The 15,544-nt window shown below is 71.8% G+C and carries 18 protein-coding genes; 11 read left to right on the forward strand and 7 right to left on the reverse strand.

Going from position 1 to position 15,544, the window contains the following annotated elements; genetic code table 11:
- Positions 1 to 122 precede the first annotated feature (122 nt).
- The 3 genes from OG892_RS27435 to OG892_RS27445 all read left to right on the forward strand — a co-directional run bounded on the left by OG892_RS27435 (position 123) and on the right by OG892_RS27445 (position 2,365).
- Positions 123 to 791, forward strand: a complete 669-nt coding sequence (locus OG892_RS27435) for a DUF6304 family protein (protein ID WP_073736994.1) — start codon at positions 123 to 125, stop codon at positions 789 to 791.
- A 231-nt stretch (positions 792 to 1,022) separates the two neighbouring features.
- Positions 1,023 to 2,006, forward strand: coding sequence for a DUF1648 domain-containing protein (locus OG892_RS27440; RefSeq protein ID WP_371630529.1), 984 nt, complete (start codon positions 1,023 to 1,025; stop codon positions 2,004 to 2,006).
- 2 nt (positions 2,007 to 2,008) lie between these two features.
- On the forward strand, positions 2,009 to 2,365 hold the full coding sequence (locus OG892_RS27445; protein ID WP_073736992.1) for a GntR family transcriptional regulator: 357 nt from the start codon (positions 2,009 to 2,011) through the stop codon (positions 2,363 to 2,365).
- A gap of 130 nt (positions 2,366 to 2,495) precedes the next feature.
- On the opposite strand, the gene snpA is transcribed toward OG892_RS27445, so the two are convergent.
- Positions 2,496 to 3,167 (reverse strand): snapalysin, encoded by a 672-nt coding sequence (gene snpA, locus OG892_RS27450; protein ID WP_371630530.1) that lies wholly within the window; start codon positions 3,165 to 3,167, stop codon positions 2,496 to 2,498.
- A 277-nt stretch (positions 3,168 to 3,444) separates the two neighbouring features.
- On the opposite strand from snpA, the gene OG892_RS27455 reads away from it, so the two are divergent.
- From OG892_RS27455 to OG892_RS27480, 6 genes are all read left to right on the forward strand, one after another.
- On the forward strand, positions 3,445 to 4,398 hold the full coding sequence (locus OG892_RS27455) for a LysR family transcriptional regulator (protein WP_199884458.1): 954 nt from the start codon (positions 3,445 to 3,447) through the stop codon (positions 4,396 to 4,398).
- A gap of 121 nt (positions 4,399 to 4,519) precedes the next feature.
- The gene (locus OG892_RS27460; RefSeq protein WP_371630531.1) at positions 4,520 to 5,533 is read left to right on the forward strand and encodes an NAD-dependent epimerase/dehydratase family protein; all 1,014 of its coding nucleotides are present in this window, start codon (positions 4,520 to 4,522) and stop codon (positions 5,531 to 5,533) included.
- Between the two features lie 233 nt (positions 5,534 to 5,766).
- Positions 5,767 to 7,101: a choice-of-anchor A family protein gene (locus tag OG892_RS27465; protein ID WP_371630532.1), complete on the forward strand. Its 1,335-nt coding sequence runs from the start codon at positions 5,767 to 5,769 to the stop codon at positions 7,099 to 7,101.
- 30 nt (positions 7,102 to 7,131) lie between these two features.
- On the forward strand, positions 7,132 to 7,488 hold the full coding sequence (locus tag OG892_RS27470) for a DUF952 domain-containing protein (RefSeq protein WP_371630533.1): 357 nt from the start codon (positions 7,132 to 7,134) through the stop codon (positions 7,486 to 7,488).
- Positions 7,485 to 8,420, forward strand: coding sequence for an SDR family oxidoreductase (locus OG892_RS27475; RefSeq protein ID WP_371630534.1), 936 nt, complete (start codon positions 7,485 to 7,487; stop codon positions 8,418 to 8,420). The genes OG892_RS27470 and OG892_RS27475 overlap by 4 nt, the downstream gene beginning before the upstream one ends.
- 7 nt (positions 8,421 to 8,427) lie before the next feature.
- Complete coding sequence (locus OG892_RS27480; RefSeq protein ID WP_371630535.1) at positions 8,428 to 9,042, forward strand: nucleotidyltransferase domain-containing protein; 615 nt, start codon at positions 8,428 to 8,430, stop codon at positions 9,040 to 9,042.
- Between the two features lie 35 nt (positions 9,043 to 9,077).
- Here the strand turns inward: OG892_RS27480 and OG892_RS27485 are convergent, their stop codons facing one another.
- Complete coding sequence (locus OG892_RS27485; RefSeq protein ID WP_073736985.1) at positions 9,078 to 9,689, reverse strand: TetR/AcrR family transcriptional regulator; 612 nt, start codon at positions 9,687 to 9,689, stop codon at positions 9,078 to 9,080.
- Between the two features lie 101 nt (positions 9,690 to 9,790).
- Between OG892_RS27485 and OG892_RS27490 the strand changes: the two genes are divergently transcribed.
- Positions 9,791 to 11,287, forward strand: a complete 1,497-nt coding sequence (locus OG892_RS27490; RefSeq protein ID WP_371630536.1) for an MFS transporter — start codon at positions 9,791 to 9,793, stop codon at positions 11,285 to 11,287.
- Between the two features lie 40 nt (positions 11,288 to 11,327).
- Here the strand turns inward: OG892_RS27490 and OG892_RS27495 are convergent, their stop codons facing one another.
- Positions 11,328 to 12,116 carry an SDR family NAD(P)-dependent oxidoreductase gene (locus OG892_RS27495; RefSeq protein ID WP_371630537.1) on the reverse strand — a complete coding sequence of 263 codons (789 nt, stop codon included), beginning with the start codon at positions 12,114 to 12,116 and terminating at the stop codon, positions 11,328 to 11,330.
- A 135-nt stretch (positions 12,117 to 12,251) separates the two neighbouring features.
- On the opposite strand from OG892_RS27495, the gene OG892_RS27500 reads away from it, so the two are divergent.
- A complete protein-coding gene (locus OG892_RS27500; RefSeq protein ID WP_371630538.1) occupies positions 12,252 to 12,845 on the forward strand; it encodes a TetR/AcrR family transcriptional regulator in 594 nt (197 codons plus the stop codon).
- Positions 12,846 to 12,900: 55 nt separating this feature from the next.
- On the opposite strand, the gene OG892_RS27505 is transcribed toward OG892_RS27500, so the two are convergent.
- The 4 genes from OG892_RS27505 to OG892_RS27520 form a co-directional block, all read right to left on the reverse strand.
- Positions 12,901 to 13,410 carry a GNAT family N-acetyltransferase gene (locus OG892_RS27505; RefSeq protein ID WP_371630539.1) on the reverse strand — a complete coding sequence of 170 codons (510 nt, stop codon included), beginning with the start codon at positions 13,408 to 13,410 and terminating at the stop codon, positions 12,901 to 12,903.
- 50 nt (positions 13,411 to 13,460) lie between these two features.
- Positions 13,461 to 13,856, reverse strand: a complete 396-nt coding sequence (locus OG892_RS27510; protein ID WP_371630540.1) for a hypothetical protein — start codon at positions 13,854 to 13,856, stop codon at positions 13,461 to 13,463.
- A 218-nt stretch (positions 13,857 to 14,074) separates the two neighbouring features.
- On the reverse strand, positions 14,075 to 14,620 hold the full coding sequence (locus tag OG892_RS27515) for an N-acetyltransferase family protein (RefSeq protein WP_371630541.1): 546 nt from the start codon (positions 14,618 to 14,620) through the stop codon (positions 14,075 to 14,077).
- A gap of 433 nt (positions 14,621 to 15,053) precedes the next feature.
- Positions 15,054 to 15,311 (reverse strand): hypothetical protein, encoded by a 258-nt coding sequence (locus tag OG892_RS27520; protein WP_073736979.1) that lies wholly within the window; start codon positions 15,309 to 15,311, stop codon positions 15,054 to 15,056.
- Positions 15,312 to 15,544: the final 233 nt, after the last annotated feature.

Raw genomic sequence — 15,544 nt, forward strand, 5'->3', positions numbered from 1 at the left:
GGAGCCGAGGAGTGAAGGAGCGTGACGCGACAGGGCGATGATCGGCCGAGGTCACGGGCCTCGCGCGGGGAAGTGGAGGGCGGCAGGGGGAGTGTCCGAGGCACGGGCTACAGTCCCTGCCCATGACAGATGAGTCGTGGGCAGGGTGGTACCGGGACCGGCAGGGATCCGATGCCGTCATCCTCACCACCGACGGACAGCAACTCCACCTCCGTATCCGGGGAGTCGACTTCGAGGGCGACAGCTTCGACGGCCTCCGCCCCGCGGCGGGCACGCCGGACCAGGGCGAGATGTTCGCCCTGGCGGACGGCGTGCTCAACGACTGCGTCCTGGAATGGGACCTGCCGTTCCCGGTCGTCGCGGACGGGGTGCCCGAACAGGCGCGGCTCAGCTGCCTGCTGTCGCTGCGCCGGCCGGATCCGTACCTCTACCTGGAGCTGCAGTTCGGCGGAGCGGGCTTCCGGTCCCACCGGGCCGAGAGCGACTTCGGCTCCGCGCTCGCCACCATCCAGCGGGTTCTTCCGCCCGGAGTCCGGCTCCAGACGTGCATCGCCTGTGCCTTCTCGGACTACTTCCCGGCGCCCGGCCGAGGTCTCTCCGGCGGCCTCGCCTGCTTCCGGGGGGCCAAAGAGGCCTACCGGGGGGCGGACGGGGAGGGCGATGTCCTCGATCTCTGGGACCGGCGCAGCGGATTCGTCCAGGAGACCTACAGCTGCCCGGAGTTCGAGCCCAGGCCGACGGCCGGCGCGGGTACCGGACACCGCGGAGCGTTCCCCCTCGAACTGGCCTGACCGACGCCTCACCAGCACCCGTACCGGACCGTCACCGAGCCCGCCTGACAGCGCGTCACCGTCAGGCGGGCTCCGCATTGCCCCACGGCCCACGGCCCACGGCCCACGGCCCACGGCCCACGGCCCAATGCCCGTGGCCTACGGCCCAATGCCCGTGCCCCGCTGCCCACGGTCCCGGCCCCATTGCCGCACCTCCATTGTTCTATTAGCATGCAAACAATGGAGGTTTCTATGAACCGTAGAAATGTCGGCCGTGTGGGTCTTGCCGCGCTGCCGTTCGCACTCGCCCTCGCTGCCGACCTCATCCTGTTCGCGACCTGGCGTGACCGGCTCCCCGCGCAGATGGCCAGCCACTTCGTGGGCAACGGCCAGGTGGACGACCACGCGAGCCGGGGTTCGTACATCGCGATCGTCGTCGTGCTGTTCGCCGGGATCGGCGCCCTGTGGGTCCTGATGGCGGTCGCGGGGAAGTACACCGGCCGCTCGTACGGGAGGCTCGTCGCGAGTGGTTATGCCGTCGCCGGAGGCCTCGGCTACCTGATGGCGGTCGTCCTGTTCGTCAACGTGGATGCCGCCCGGGACGCGCAGGGCCGGGCGCAGGGCGTCACGTTCCCGATGTGGCACCTGGCCGCGGGCGTGGGAGTCGCCGCGCTCGCCTTCGGGCTCGGGCTGCTGCTCGCCGCGCTCCTTCCCCGGGAGGAGGACCCGGCCGGTCTCCGTCCGGTCGGCGGCGGCGAACGGATCGAGCTGGCCGACGGGGAGATCGCGGGGTGGGCGCGCAATGCCGGGACCTGGTGGCTGCCGTTGGTCCCGCTCGTCATGATCGGAGGCGGGATCGTCCTGCTGTTCACCGCCGACTGGATCGCGGCGACGTCGGCTCTCCTGGTCGGCGCGCTCCTCGCGGTCTTCGCCCGCCCGTACGTGACGGTGGACCGGCGCGGCCTCACGGTCTCCGGGATGCTGCCGTGGCCGCGGATAAGAGTCCCGCTCGACCGGATCGAGGCGGCGGACAGCCGTAAGATCAATCCCCTGGCCGAATACGGCGGCTGGGGCTACCGGATCCGCCCCGGCCGTACCGGAGTCATGATCCGGTCCGGTGAGGGAATCGTGGCGGACCTGGCCGGTGGACGGCAGTTCGCGGTGACCGTCGAGGACTCGGCGACCGCCGCGGCGCTGCTCAACACCCTCGTCGATCAGCGTCGAACGGAAAAATGACCATGCTTTTCCGGGTCGATCCCACCTCCACCGTGCCGCTCGGCGACCAGATTGCCGCCTGCGTGCGCCGTGCCGTCGCCGACGGGACGGTCGGTCCGGGCGAGCGGCTGCCCGCCGCCCGGGTCCTCGCCGAATCGCTGGGCGTCAATGTGCACACGGCGCTGCGCGGCTACCAGCGGCTGCGCGAAGAAGGGCTGATCGAACTGCGCCGGGGCCGCGGCGCGATGGTCGCCTCGGGTGTCTCGCCGCACCGGGCCAGGCTGCTGGACCGGGTACGCGAGATGGTCGGTGGCGCACGTGAGCTCGGGATGACGGACGACGAACTGCTGGCCCTCGTCCGTACCGAACTGAACCGGTGACAGTCCCGAGCGAGCGAACGAGTGAACGAGTGAACGAGCGCACGCGCGAAGGGCCGAAGGCGCAGGCCTTTGCGCACACGTGAGGGGCCACCCCGTCCTGCGAGGTGGCCCCTGTCCGCGCGTGCTGTGGTCAGGAACCGCTGCGGGCGAGCGCGGCCGCGAAGCCGTTCTGCCAGAGGTAGTTCACCTGGTTGCGCTCATTGGTGTCCGGATACGGGTTGGTGCAGGACGGGCCGGGGCCGCCGCCCGACATCAGCTCGCTGCACGGACCCGAGTAGTCGTCCGGCAGGCCGAGCACGTGCCCGGTCTCGTGAGTCGTGACGCGGGTCGAGTCGTACTGCTGGTTCTGCGCGTAGTCGAGGAAGATGTAGCCGTTGCCGTGTCCGTCGGTGCTGGCGTACGAGCCGCTCGGGTCGTTGCCCTCGTAGTAGGTGAAGTCCGCGTTGGACCCCTCCTGCAACTGGACGTTGGAGACCGAGCTGTTCCAGATCTGCGCGCTGTTGGCTATCTGGGTGCGGAAGCTGGGGGCGTTGGCGGTGCTGTAGACGATGGTGACCGACTGGACGCCCGGGTGGGCGGCCCGCTTCTCGGCCACCGACTTCGCGACCGCCTCGAAGAACGCCTTGTTGGCGGCGGCGCTCTCGTGCGATCCGGAGTGCGAGGTGTACGCGACGTGGGGGGCCGTCGCGGAAGAGGCAGGTGCGGGGGCGGCAGAGGTGAGCGCGGGTGCGGTTCCCAGCGCGGCGGCGAGGCCGAAGCCGAGGCCGACCACGGCCGATATGACGGTCCTGGGGTGTCTCATGGGGGGTCTCCTACCAGTTACCTGTCCGAGGAACCCGTCCGATCATCGGACTCGGACGGGGGCGGTACGGAGAGAGTGTGGGTGAATCGGAGCCCCGGCGGATGATGCCAACCGGCGATAGCGCCGCCCTATCACCCGGCCGTAGCTCCTGGGCGTGGACGCGATGAACCGAGCGGGCACAAACGGTGTCCGGCGTTCCACCTACCGCTGAATTACAGGAGTTTGATGGGATTGGGACGTCTGGTGCTGCATGGCGGCGCCGCCCTAGTCTCGCGGTATGGAGCTTGAGGTGAGGCACCTCAGGGCGCTGTGCGCCATCGCCGACACCGGCAGCCTGCACCGGGCGGCCCGCAGGCTGGGCGTGAGCCAGCCCTCGCTCACCACCCAGCTGCGCCGGATCGAGAACTCCCTCGGCGCAGAACTGTTCAGCCGCGAACGCACCGGCTGCCGCCCCACCCTGCTCGGCCACGCCGTCCTGAGCCGGGCCCGTCCGCTCGTGGACGGCATGCGGGCGCTGGTCACCGACGCCAAGGCGGAGGCGGACGCGGCCCGGTCCGGCGGTCCCCGGCTGCGGATCGGCTGCACCGCCAGCCGGGTCATCGGCGGCTGGCTGCGCAGGCTGCGCATCCGGCTGCCCGGCACGGACATCACACTGCGGGTCGACGTGTCCGCCCACGCGCTGCTGCGCGCGGTCGAGGCGGGCCGGCTCGACGTCGCCTTCGTGCACGAGGTGGAGGGCTGCCCGCTCTACGTGCCGGACGGCCTGGTGCAGCGGGTGCTCCTGGACCGCGAACCGCAGTTCATCTCGATGGCCCGCGACCACCCGGCCGCCGCCCTGCCCGTCGTCGACCTGACCGACCTGGCGGCCGACCGGTGGATGGTCGATCCCACGGTGGACGGCGAATGGGACGGCCTGCGCCGGGTGTTCGGCGCGGCCGGTGTCGCGCCGACCGTGCTGCACGGCGACTACCTCACCGCCGCCTCCCTCGTCGTGCTCGGCGAGGCCGTCGCGCCCTGCCAGCCGACCTCGGGCCCGCGCGACGACATGGCCATCCGCCCGCTGCGCGACGACCCGCTCGCGGTCCGGCTGCTGCTGGTCTCCCGGCCGGGCGCCGACACGGCGGCGGTGTACGGGGAGCTGGAGGCCGCGTACCGGGAGGCGGCCCGGCAGGTCGACGGCTACCACCAGTGGCTCCTGCGCAACCGGAGCCCGCTCGCCCACTCGTCCTGAGCGCGTACCGGAACGGGCCGGGCGGGTGCGGAACGGGTCGAACGCGTACCCGAACGCGTCCGATTCAGCCCAGAGCGAGGCCGGTTCCGGTCCGGGGGTGCGGGGAGGCAGAGTCGGGTCCATGAGGCTTCTGATGCTGGGTGGTACCGAATTCGTCGGCCGGGCCGTCACCGAGGACGCGCTCGCGCGCGGCTGGGAGGTCACCGTGTTCCACCGGGGCCACCACGAGCCGCCGCCCGGCACGGCCGAACTGCTCGGTGACCGCACCGCGGAAGACGGCCTGGCCGCGCTCGAATCCGCCGGTGGGCCGGAGGACGGCTCGTACACCTGGGACCTGGTCGTCGACACCTGGAGCGGTGCCCCCTCCGCCGTACGGGACGCGGCCCGGCTGCTCGCGGGCCGGGCCCGGCGGTACGCGTACGTCTCCAGCCGGTCCGTCTACGCCTACCCGGCCCCGGCGGGTCTGCCGGAGGACGGTCCGGTGGTGGACGGTGCCTCACCCGACGCCGACGGTGACGTCTCGTACGCGCTGGCCAAACGCGGTGGCGAACTGGCCGCGCTGGACGCCTTCGGTGACCGCGCGCTGCTCGTCCGCGCGGGGCTGATCATCGGCCCCTGGGAGAACATCGGCAGGCTGCCCTGGTGGCTGACGCGGATCGCCAGGGGCGGACCCGTACTGGCCCCGGGGACACCCGGTCTGCCCCTTCAGTACATCGACGCCCGTGACCTCGCCGGATGGCTGCTGGACGCCGCCGGGAACGGACTGCACGGACCGTACAACCTGGTCAGCCGCCCCGGGCACACCACGATGGGGGAGCTGCTCGACGCCTGTGTGCGGGTCACCGGCTCCGATGCCGAGCTGCGCTGGACCGACACGGAGACGATCCTCGCGGCGGGCGTCGAGCCCTGGTCGGACCTGCCGGTCTGGCTGCCGCCGGGGGAGCTGTACGACAGCCTGCACCAGGGCGATGTCAGCCGGGCGCACGCCACCGGGCTGCGCTGCCGGCCGGTCGGGGAGACGGTCGAGGACACCTGGAAGTGGCTGTGCGAACGGGGCGGCAGCGCACCCCAGCGCCCCGACCGCCCCACGGTCGGCCTCGATCCGCAGACCGAGGCGAAGCTGCTGACGGGCTGACGGGCTGACGGGCTGTCAGTCCGTCAGGCTGGCGGGCCTACGAACTGGCGGGCCTACGAACTGACGGGCCGACGGGCTGGCGGGCTGGCGGGCTGGCGGGCTGGCGGGCTGGCGGGCGCCCGGTTGGTGGAAGCGGGCGCCCGACCGGCGTGGCACAACTGATAAGCACTCAATAAAGCTGCATATTGCGCTGTATGGGAACAAAAGCGCGTAGAAGCGGTAAAATTCACCGCGTGGCGGTGACGGTGGCGGCAGCGGCGGCCATGGTGGGGGCCATCGCGCCCACCGCCGCCGCTGATCCGCTGCCCGGCGGACTCGGACCGTGTCTGGGCGACGACTGCCCCACCGACTGGAACGACCCGAACAACGGACCCGTGGTCAACCACGACAGCAACATCAACATCTACGTGGGTGGCGACTACCTGGTCAGGGAGGCGGCGGCCGAAGCCGAGGGGAAGATCGTCACTCTCGGCCGGTTCGACGTGAACAAGCGGGCCGGAGCCTCACAGATCTACGACGTCGGCGTCGCGGGCGTCGGCTCACGGGTGCCGCCGCCCAACGGCAGCGACTACCTGACGGTCGGCGGCGACCTCACGATCGCGAGCGGTCAGCGGCTGCTCGCGGAGGAGATGGCGAACACCGGACGCGTCCGGTACGCCCAGACGCTGAGCGGCACCGTCGAACCGGACACGGCGCCGATCAGCGACCCGGACGCGATCGTCCCCTACGCGGACCTGCGCGGGCAGCTCACCGAGGCCAGCCACTGCTACGCGTACGACGACAACGCCGACCACCGCCGTCCGGTGACCGGAACCACCGAGAACAACGGTTCCGAGACCGTGTTCACGGGCGACGGCACCTCGCCGCTCCAGGTCTTCGCGCTGGACGCCGATATCGCCTCCGGCACGGGCGGCGACCAGGGCATCGTCTTCAGCGGTGTCCCGGCCGGCGCCACCGTGCTGGTCAACGTGTACGGCACGACCCGCAACATCAGTACGTACATGGGGTCGCTGCCGCAGTCCGGTCTCCGCGAGAACCTGCTGTGGAACTTCCCGGACGCCACGCAGATCGGGCTGGGGGGAAGCGGCCAGTTCCAGGGCAGTGTGCTGATCGGCCAGCAGTCGAGCCAGACCCGGCTGGACGTAAGCGGAACCAACGGCCGTTTCTACAGCGCGGGTTCGCTCACGCACACGTCTGCGGGCGAGTCGGGTGGTCAGGAGCTGCATGCCTACCCGTTCGACGGCGATCTGCCGGACTGCGACGCGGAGCCGTCGCCCACGCCGACCCCGACGGACTCACCCACCCCGACCCCGACCCCCACCCCGACGCCCACGGACTCGCCCACGCCGACCCCGACGGACACGCCGGGACCGTCGCCGTCGCCGTCGGAGTCGACCCCCGGCCCCCGGCCCACCCACTCCTGGCCGCACCGGCCCCATCCGGGAGGAGAACTCCCGAACACGGGTTCGCGCGGCGGTGAATGGGTGATCGGCGGCATCGCGGCCGCGCTGCTGGTCGCGGGTTCTGCGGCCACGCTGATGGCACGCAGGACGCGCCGACGCGGCTGAGACCCCACTGGTCTGGCCTAGTTTTGGTCCATGGCCGAACTTCTGCACCTCACCGAAGGCCCGCTGTGGGAGGCGGCCCGCGGGATCGGGACGTACGAGATGTCCACCCGCGGCCGCACCCTGCAGGAAGAGGGCTTCATCCACTGCTCGCTGCCCCACCAGCTCCCCGGTGTGGCCGAGATGCTGTACGGCGCCGGGAGCCGGGCCGGAGGCGGTGACCAGGACCTGGTGGTGCTGGTCATCGACACCGAGCGGCTCCCCGCGCCCGTGCGGTACGAGTCGGTCACACCCGGCGGCGAGGAGTTCCCGCACATCTACGGACCGGTTCCGGTCGACGCGGTCGTGGAGGTGCGCCCCTGGCAGCGCAAGGAAGGCGACCCGTCATGACCTCATCGGACGACGACAGGACCGGCCCCGACGACCTCACGAACGGCCCCCTCACGGCGGTCACCGGCGCGAGCGGTGCGCTCGGCGGCCGGGTCGCGAAGCGGCTGGTCCGGGCGGGCGTTCCGGTCCGGCTGCTGGGCCGGGACCCGTCTCGGCTGCCCGAACTGCCCGGCGCCGACACCGCGCCGGCCGCGCCCTACGGCGATGGGGAGGCGATGCGCCGCGCGCTGGCGGGGGCGCACACCCTGTTTCTCGTATCGGCGCACGAGAGCCCGGACCGGGTGCGCGAGCACATCAGCGCCGTGGACGCGGCGACGGCCGCGGGCGTCGAACGGATCGTGTACGTGTCGTTCCTCGGCGCGGCGCCCGATGCGACGTTCACCTTCGCCCGGGACCACTGGGAGACCGAGGCGCACATCCGGGTCTCCGGCGTCCGCCACACCTTCCTGCGTGACAGCTGGTACCTCGCGGGCCTCCCGGCGATGACCGGTGCCGACGGCGTGCTGCGCGGCCCGGCCGGTGACGGCCGGGTGGCCGCGGTGGCCCACGAGGACATCGCGGACGCCGCGACCGCCGTACTGCTGCCCGGCGGCGCCACCGCGGACACCGCGCACGACGGGGCGACGTACGAACTGACCGGCCCCCGGGCCTTCACCCTCGCGGAAGCGGCTGAGGAGCTGAGCCGGGCCGCCGGACGGGCCATCACCTATGTGCCGGAGACGCGGGAGGAGGCCTACGCCTCACGCTCGGGGTACGGGGCGCCCGACTGGGAGGTGGCGGGCTGGGTGACGTCGTATGAGGCCATCGCGGCCGGCGAGATGGCCACGGTCTCGGACGCCGTGCAGCGGCTCACCGGCCGGCCGCCCAAGGACCTGGCCAGCTACCTCAGGGAGCACCCGGACAGCTACCGGCACCTCCTCCTTCCGGGCTGAGGGCGTCGTGCGCACGGAAACCCCTTGGGGCCCCTGGGATCCGCTGTCCCTCCCCGGAACCGCCGCCCTGCTCGCCCCGCTGCGCACCCCGTGGTGGATCGCGGGCGGCTACGCGGTCGAGCTGGCCGTCGGCCGCGCCTACCGCGAGCACGGTGACGTCGACGTGCTCCTGCTGCGCCGGGACCAGCTCGCCGTCCAGCGGACGCTGCCGGGCTGGGAGTGGTGGGCCGCCGATCCGCCCGGCACGCTGCGGCCGTGGGACTCCGGCGAGGTCCTGCCGGCGGACGTCCACGACATCTGGTGCCGGCCGGGGCCGGACGAGCCGTGGCGCGTCCAGTTCATGCTCGACGACGTGGCGGGCGACGACTGGGTGTTCCGGCGCGACCCCAGGATCAGGCTGCCGCTGGACCGGCTGGGCGCGGTCTCCGGGGACGGCGTCCCGTACGTCGTGCCGGAGGTCCAGCTGCTGTACAAGTCCCGGTCCCGGCGCCCCAAGGACGAGCTGGACTTCGCGGCCGCGCTGCCCGTCCTCACTGACGGTCAGCGCTCCTTGCTGACCGAGACGATCACCCTGGCCGAAGGCGCGGACCACCCCTGGGCGGCCCGGCTGCGGGCGGGCTGAGTCCCGCACCCCTGGGCGGCCCGGCTGAGTCCGGCTCAGCTCACGTACGCACCCGCCCTCGCGGCCGCCGCGGCGGCGTCGGCGGCCCGGTCGGCGGCCGCCGCGTCGAGCGGGTCGCCGCTGGCCAGCAGTCGGTAGTAGAGCGGCGCGGAGACGGCTCGGATCACCTCGTCCGGATCGGTGCCCGCAGGCAGCTCCCCGCGCTCGACGGCCTCGGTGACGCAGCCGGACCACTCCTTGATGCGGATGGCGTAGAAGCGGTGCAGCGCCGCCGCCGTGCGCTCGTCGCAGGTCGCCGCCGCGATCACGGAGCGGAACAGGGCGCCCTGGCGGGCGTCGGTGAGGGTCCTGAGCACGAGCCGGGCGTTGGCCCTGAGGTCCTCGTCCAGTGAGCCGGTCGCCGTGCGCGGGGAGGACTGCTCGGCCATGTCGTCGAGCAGCTCCGCGATCAGCCCGGTGGGGCTCGACCAGCGGCGGTAGACGGTCGTCTTGCCGACCTCCGCGCGGCGCGCGACATCGGCGAGATCGAGGCGGTCGAAGCCGTGCTCCGCCAGCGCGTCACCCGCCGCGCGCAGGACGGCCTCCCGGACCCGGGCGGTGCGCCCGCCGGGCCGGACCGTACCGGGTTCCACACCCTCAGACGTCATAACGGGTCTCCAGTTCCATTAACACCCTCTCCTCTGCTACGGTCGCCTCATCTTAACGGAACTACGGAACCGTTAACACCTCGACCCGAGGAAGGCCGACCATGTCCGCACCCAGCCAGACCCCGTCTCGCACACCCCGCGCGCCCCTTGGCGCTACGCCGCAAATGGATGCCGCTCCGCCGTCGCCGCCCCGGATGACCGGCCGGCAGAAGCTCGTACTCGCTCTCCTCCTCGGCGCCCAGTTCATGATCGCGGTGGACTTCTCGATCCTGAACGTCGCACTGCCCGTCGTCGGCGAAGGCCTCGGCTTCGCACTTGCGGACCTCCAGTGGATCGCCACCGCGTTCGCCCTCGCCGCCGCCGGATTCACGCTCCTGTTCGGCCGGGTGGCCGATCTCGTCGGCCGTAAGCGCCTGTTCGTCGGCGGCATGGTCGTCCTCGGCCTCTCCTCCGCGCTGGGCGGGCTGGCGACCTCCCCTGAGGTGCTGCTCACCGCCCGGGTCCTCCAGGGTCTCGCCACCGCGGCCGTCACCCCGGCCGGACTCGCCCTGCTGACCACGGCTTTCAAGGAGGGCCCGCTGCGCGAACGCGCCCTGGGCCTCAACGGGGCCCTGATGTCCGCCGGGTTCACGGCGGGCGCGATCCTCGGCGGGCTGCTCACCGATCTGCTCTCCTGGCGCTGGGCGTTCTTCGTCAACGTGCCCGTCGCCGCGCTGGTCGTCGCCCTGGCCCCGTCCGTCATCACCGACTCACGCCCGGCCGAACGGCCCCGCCTCGACGTGCCCGGAGCCGCGACCGTCACCGGCGGCCTGCTGCTCCTGGTCTACGGACTGACCCAGGCGGGCGCGACCGGCTGGACCACGCCCACCACCCTGGCCGCGCTCCTCGCGGGCATCGCGCTGCTCATCGGCTTCTGGTTCGTCGAGAAGAGGGCCGCCGCACCGCTCGTCCCCGTCCACATCCTCAAGCGCCGCAGCGTCATCTGGGGCAACGCCACCGGCCTGATCGCCTTCGTCACCGAGACCTCGCTGGTCTTCCTGCTGACGCTCTACCTCCAGGAGGTCCTCGGCTACTCGCCCCTCGCGACGGGGCTCGCCTTCGGCGTCCTCGGCATCGGCACGGTCATCGGCGGCACCCTGGGCGGCCGGGCCGTCGGCCGGTTCGGCAACCGCACCACCATCGTCACCGGCGGCGTCGTCCAGGCGGCGGCCACCCTCTCCCTGGTCGCGCTCGGCACCTCCGGGACGTGGATCTGGCTGCTCCTGGCGGCCACGTTCATCGGGGGCATCGGCAACATGCTGATGATCGTCGGCTTCATGGTCACCGCCACCTCCGGCCTCCCGGACGAGGAACAGGGCCTGGCCACGGGCCTCGCCACGATGACCCAGCAGGTCGGCATCACCCTCGGCATCCCGGTCATGAGCGCCGTCGCCACCGCCCGGATGGCCGCCCTGGGGGACACGGGCCCCGACGGGGTCCTCTCCGGGGTCGCGGTCGCGATCCTCGTCAACTCCGCGCTGGTCCTGGCCGGGGCCCTGCTCGCCGGCGCCTTCCTGGGCCGCGGGCGAGCGGAGCGGGCGGCGGTCACGCCATCCTGATCACGCCGCTGATCGCACTCTCCCGATCACACTCTCCCGATCACACCGTTTTGATCGAGCCTCCGTCGATGATGTGGTCCGCGCCGGTGGTGCTGCCGGCGCGGGGGGAGGCGAGGCAGGCGACGAGCGCGGCGACCTCGTCCGGGTCCACGAGCCTACCGGTGACCATGCCGACGGCGGCCGGGAGACCGGCCAGGAGCTGCTCGTGCTCCACGCCCATGGACCTGGACAGCTCGGCCCCGTACCCGTCGGGACTCTCCCACATGGCGGTGCGGACGGGGCCGGGCGAGACGGTGTTGACGCGCACGCCCAGGGGACCGAACTCCTCGGCCAGGGCCTTGCCCAGCGCGGTCAGCGCCGCCTTCGCCGTGGTGTACGGGACGGGGCCGGCGTGCGGGGTCCTGGCCCCGTTCGAGGAGATGTTGACGACGGAACCGCGACTCTCCGTCAGGTGGGGCAGGGCCGCCCGGGTGGTGCGGACGGCGGTCAGGAAGTTCAGGTTGAACGCCTCCGACCACTGCTCGTCCGTGAAGCTGAGGAAGCCGCCCGTCGGGTCCGCGCCCGGGTCGCCGCCACCGACGTTGTTCACCAGCAGATCGAGCCCGCCGAGCTCGGCGGCGGCCAGGGCGACGAGCCGGCCGGGGGCGTCGGCTGCGGCGAGATCCATGGCGACGCAGATCGCTCCGGTCTCCTTGAGCTCCGGCGTGATGGTCCGCGCCGCGCCGACCACGCGCATGCCCTCGCCCGCCAGCGCGGAGACGGTGGCCAGGCCGATTCCCCGGCTTGCGCCGGTCACGATGGCGGTCTTGTCGGTCAGTTGCAGGTCCATGAGGCACCCCTCTGCCTAGATGGGTCGCTAGTGATGCAACAACCCTAGAACCTGCAACACTAATGTCGCAAGTTAAGGGCGACCGGCGACTGTCCCGTAGCCTGTTCGAACAGACACTGGGATGTGAGGAGCCTCGTGGACCGGAAGAGTCAGCAGCGACCGTTGCGCGCGGATACGGAGCGGACGGTCAGGGCGATCCTGGAAGCCGCGGAGCGGGTCCTCGGCGCCAACCCGGCCGCCACGATGGAGCAGATCGCCGAGGCGGCGGGCGTCGCCCGCACCACGGTGCACCGCCGGTTCAGCAGCCGCGAGGCCCTGGTGTCCGCCCTGCGTGAGTGGGCTGCCCGGCAGTTCCACGAAGCCGTGACGAGCGCCCACGCCGACAGCGCCCCGCCACTGGTCGCCCTCTACCAGGTGACCGCCAACGTCCTGCGCGTCAAGACCGGCTGGGGCTTCGCGATGGGCGCCACCACCCCGGAGGACCCCGAGGTGGCCCGCGTGCACGCCGAAGTGCTCGACCAGTGCGAGCGGCTGTTCCGACGCGCCCTGGAAGCCGGCGTCCTGCGCCCCGGCACGGACCTGGCCTGGGCGCGCCGCGTCTACTACGCCCTGATCCACGAGGCCGCCCAGACCCGTGCCACCGAAACCGGGAACGTGGACGAACTGGCCGCACTCGTGGTCGACACGTTGTTGCGCGGGGTGGGGCAGGGCGGGCTGCTCGGCTCTTGAGGGGGCGGCGTGGCACCGCTCATCGGTTCGGGCGCGGGCTCACCTTCCGAAGGGGTCAGCCCAGGCGTCCCAGGCATCTCAGGCGTCCCTCGGGAAACCTGTACTCCATGAGGAGGTTCTCGCCCTCGCTCGCCACCTGCCGGAACCCGGCCTTCTCCCAGGCACGTACTGCCCGCAGATTCCCTCTCGCGGGATCGACGGTCACGCGCCGCCACCCAAGGTCCCCGCCCAGGTGCGCAAGGAGCACGCGAGCCGCATCCGGCCCCAGGCCCCGCCCTCTCGCTTCCGGCCCCAACACCATGTCGATGCCGCCTTCGGCCACTCCGGCCCGCCAGTACTGGGCGTAGCCCACCGGTGTGCCTTCTGCCAGCACCAGGAATGACTCCACACGCGGCCGGCGCCTCCCCACGTACTTCTCAGCCACCTCGGCACGCGATAGCGGTACGCCGCCCCAGTGCTCGACGAACTCAGGCGAAGCGAACCACTGGGCCAGCAGGTCCACATCACCCTCGGCCGTCGGGACAAGCCGGGTCAGCACCCCGTCGAGAACGACTCCATCGGCCATCAGCCACTCTCCGGTTCGGCTGGGAAGGGCACGCAAGGCGGCAAGTCACGTCATGCAGGGGTGCCGTAGTAGCCAGGCTGTGCCACCAGGATTGAGCTGAAGTAGTAACCCTGCTCTTCCTCCGGCTCGTCGTCGGCAGCGAACGGACGCCAGAAACTCAGCAGCGGATCTTGGGCTATGAACGAAGCAGTGTCGTCGGGGTCTTCCTCGATGGAGGCCAATCCACCAACGCGCCGGACGACCTCCCGGGCCGGAAGGGCGAATACGTCCACGTCCCGGAAGAGCACTCGGTCCGTCTGGGTAGACGGCCTTCCCAGCTCGATGGCTTCGAGGGTGTCGCGGACGCAGTGGATGCTGATCATCAGCCCGCTGGGGCGGAAGACGTGCTGACCTGGCCGGTCGGACTCCGATACTGCGGAAGGATCACGGAGCGAGTAGAGCGCCATGCCGGCCGCGTGCCGAGTCATTCCGATCCGCAACGGGCCAACGCCGGTCGGCGGGGCCGAAGTCCATGCCGGGCATGATGCCAAACGGGTCCGACACCGAGCGGGGACCTCCCGGCGGACGGCTGCCCTGTCGCGGGCTTGCCTCGAACTGCCAGCGGTTCCAGGCGGTGCGGCAGGATCCTGGCGATGCTGTTCACTGCCCTTGCCTGCGACTGGGGCTACCAGCTGCCGGATGGCCGACTGGGATCGACCTTCAGCCGCAGCCGGACGTAGTCGCTGTCCATGGGGCCCGGACGCCGCGCACCGTCCGGCCGCCAGCCGTGCCGGGCGTAGAAGCGCTGCGCACGAGTGTTGGACGCCCAGCACTCCAGCACTCCCTCAGCACACCCCGCGGCGGCTGCCCGCACGACGAACTCCCGGTGCAGGGCCCCGCCCACCCCGTGTCCCCAGGCGTGCGGCAGCACCCCGATCTGGTACAGCTCATAGTGCGTCGCGGAGCCGAGCTCCTCGTGGTGCGGCGGACCGGCGGTGAGCAGGCCGACCACCGAACCATCCGAGTCCTCCGCGCACAGCGTGGTCCGCGTCCAGGTGGCGAGCACCCGTGCCCAGGCATCGCGCCGCTCCACCCACGCGTCCGGGGCGGCCAGCTCCTGATCAGGCATGCCGCCCGCGGTGTAGTACGCGGTCCGGGTGCGGGTGTGGACGTCTGTCAGGGTGTCGACGTCCTCGGTGGTCGCCTCGCGGAGGCGAAATCCCTCGTCCATGCCCCTCCGGACGCCCTCGCCGGCCCCATCAGTTCCCCCTCGTCAAGCCGTTACCGCCTGCCGTCACCGACCGAGGCGGCCACCTGCCCGTCCCGGCTGTCGAACAGTGACGGTGGCTTCCCGGTGCGGCTGCACGATACAGCCCTCGTCAGGGACTACGCCCGTCTGTACCCCGGCCAGTGGCGGCCGGGGTACAGACAGGTGCACACAGGGTGCGGCTGCGCGAGCCGTGCATCGCTGGAGGGAGATCAAATCTGTCGATCACGCATCCGTTGCGTGCGGGATTCCTGCAACCAGGTCAGATTCGCGAGTACGTCTCCGATCTGGCCGCGCAGCCCCCGGATGTGCGCAGGGCAGCCATATGTATGCGGGCCGTCGGTGCGCCCAACGGGCTTGACGAGGCCGGTGGTGCCGCAAGTGATGCAGGCTGACGTCACGCAGCTACCCCTTGCTGCGGGCTCTTCGGGGCGGCGACGAGACGGCTGCGTGCGACCTCTTCGTAATCGGTATGCCCCATCCGCCCGGCGTGCTTCAGCGCCCAGTGATCCGGGTCGATGTGGGAGGGGCTCGGCTCGGACGTCGCGGTGCAGTCGGGTTCGAGGCAGCGGACCACGATGACGGTCTGCGGCAACTCACCGCGAGGAGCGCCGATCGTCCACTCAACGAACCGCATCACCGAGCGGGGACTCATCGGCGGGTCTCCCGCCAGGCGCGGCCGAGGTGGGCGGCGGTGCCGCACGGGGTGCCGGCGCGGCAGGCAGCGCACTGAGCAGTGTGGCCGAGGAGTTCCCGGTACGCGGCCTCCGTGTCCGCCGCACGGTGGCGGGGGCATTCGCAGTCAGGGAAGGCTGCCGTGCGATCTACCGTCACAACCGGGATGACCGGGGCCTCCGGCCGCAAGACGCGGGTAAGGCCGTGACGGTC

The organism is Streptomyces sp. NBC_00341, assembly GCF_041435055.1.
GTDB lineage: Bacteria > Actinomycetota > Actinomycetes > Streptomycetales > Streptomycetaceae > Streptomyces.

Excerpts from the sequence above, each read along its gene's own strand:
- OG892_RS27520 (WP_073736979.1), bottom strand. The coding sequence starts at position 15,311 with ATGAGTCCCCGCTCGGTGATGCGGTTCGTTGAGTGGACGATCGGCGCT.
- OG892_RS27515 (WP_371630541.1), bottom strand. The coding sequence starts at position 14,620 with ATGGACGAGGGATTTCGCCTCCGCGAGGCGACCACCGAGGACGTCGAC.
- snpA (WP_371630530.1), bottom strand. The coding sequence starts at position 3,167 with ATGAGACACCCCAGGACCGTCATATCGGCCGTGGTCGGCCTCGGCTTC.
- OG892_RS27505 (WP_371630539.1), bottom strand. The coding sequence starts at position 13,410 with ATGGCCGATGGAGTCGTTCTCGACGGGGTGCTGACCCGGCTTGTCCCG.
- OG892_RS27445 (WP_073736992.1), top strand. The coding sequence starts at position 2,009 with ATGCTTTTCCGGGTCGATCCCACCTCCACCGTGCCGCTCGGCGACCAG.
- OG892_RS27490 (WP_371630536.1), top strand. The coding sequence starts at position 9,791 with ATGTCCGCACCCAGCCAGACCCCGTCTCGCACACCCCGCGCGCCCCTT.
- OG892_RS27495 (WP_371630537.1), bottom strand. The coding sequence starts at position 12,116 with ATGGACCTGCAACTGACCGACAAGACCGCCATCGTGACCGGCGCAAGC.
- OG892_RS27485 (WP_073736985.1), bottom strand. The coding sequence starts at position 9,689 with ATGACGTCTGAGGGTGTGGAACCCGGTACGGTCCGGCCCGGCGGGCGC.
- OG892_RS27475 (WP_371630534.1), top strand. The coding sequence starts at position 7,485 with ATGACCTCATCGGACGACGACAGGACCGGCCCCGACGACCTCACGAAC.
- OG892_RS27510 (WP_371630540.1), bottom strand. The coding sequence starts at position 13,856 with ATGGCGCTCTACTCGCTCCGTGATCCTTCCGCAGTATCGGAGTCCGAC.
- OG892_RS27435 (WP_073736994.1), top strand. The coding sequence starts at position 123 with ATGACAGATGAGTCGTGGGCAGGGTGGTACCGGGACCGGCAGGGATCC.
- OG892_RS27455 (WP_199884458.1), top strand. The coding sequence starts at position 3,445 with ATGGAGCTTGAGGTGAGGCACCTCAGGGCGCTGTGCGCCATCGCCGAC.
- OG892_RS27440 (WP_371630529.1), top strand. The coding sequence starts at position 1,023 with ATGAACCGTAGAAATGTCGGCCGTGTGGGTCTTGCCGCGCTGCCGTTC.
- OG892_RS27460 (WP_371630531.1), top strand. The coding sequence starts at position 4,520 with ATGAGGCTTCTGATGCTGGGTGGTACCGAATTCGTCGGCCGGGCCGTC.
- OG892_RS27470 (WP_371630533.1), top strand. The coding sequence starts at position 7,132 with ATGGCCGAACTTCTGCACCTCACCGAAGGCCCGCTGTGGGAGGCGGCC.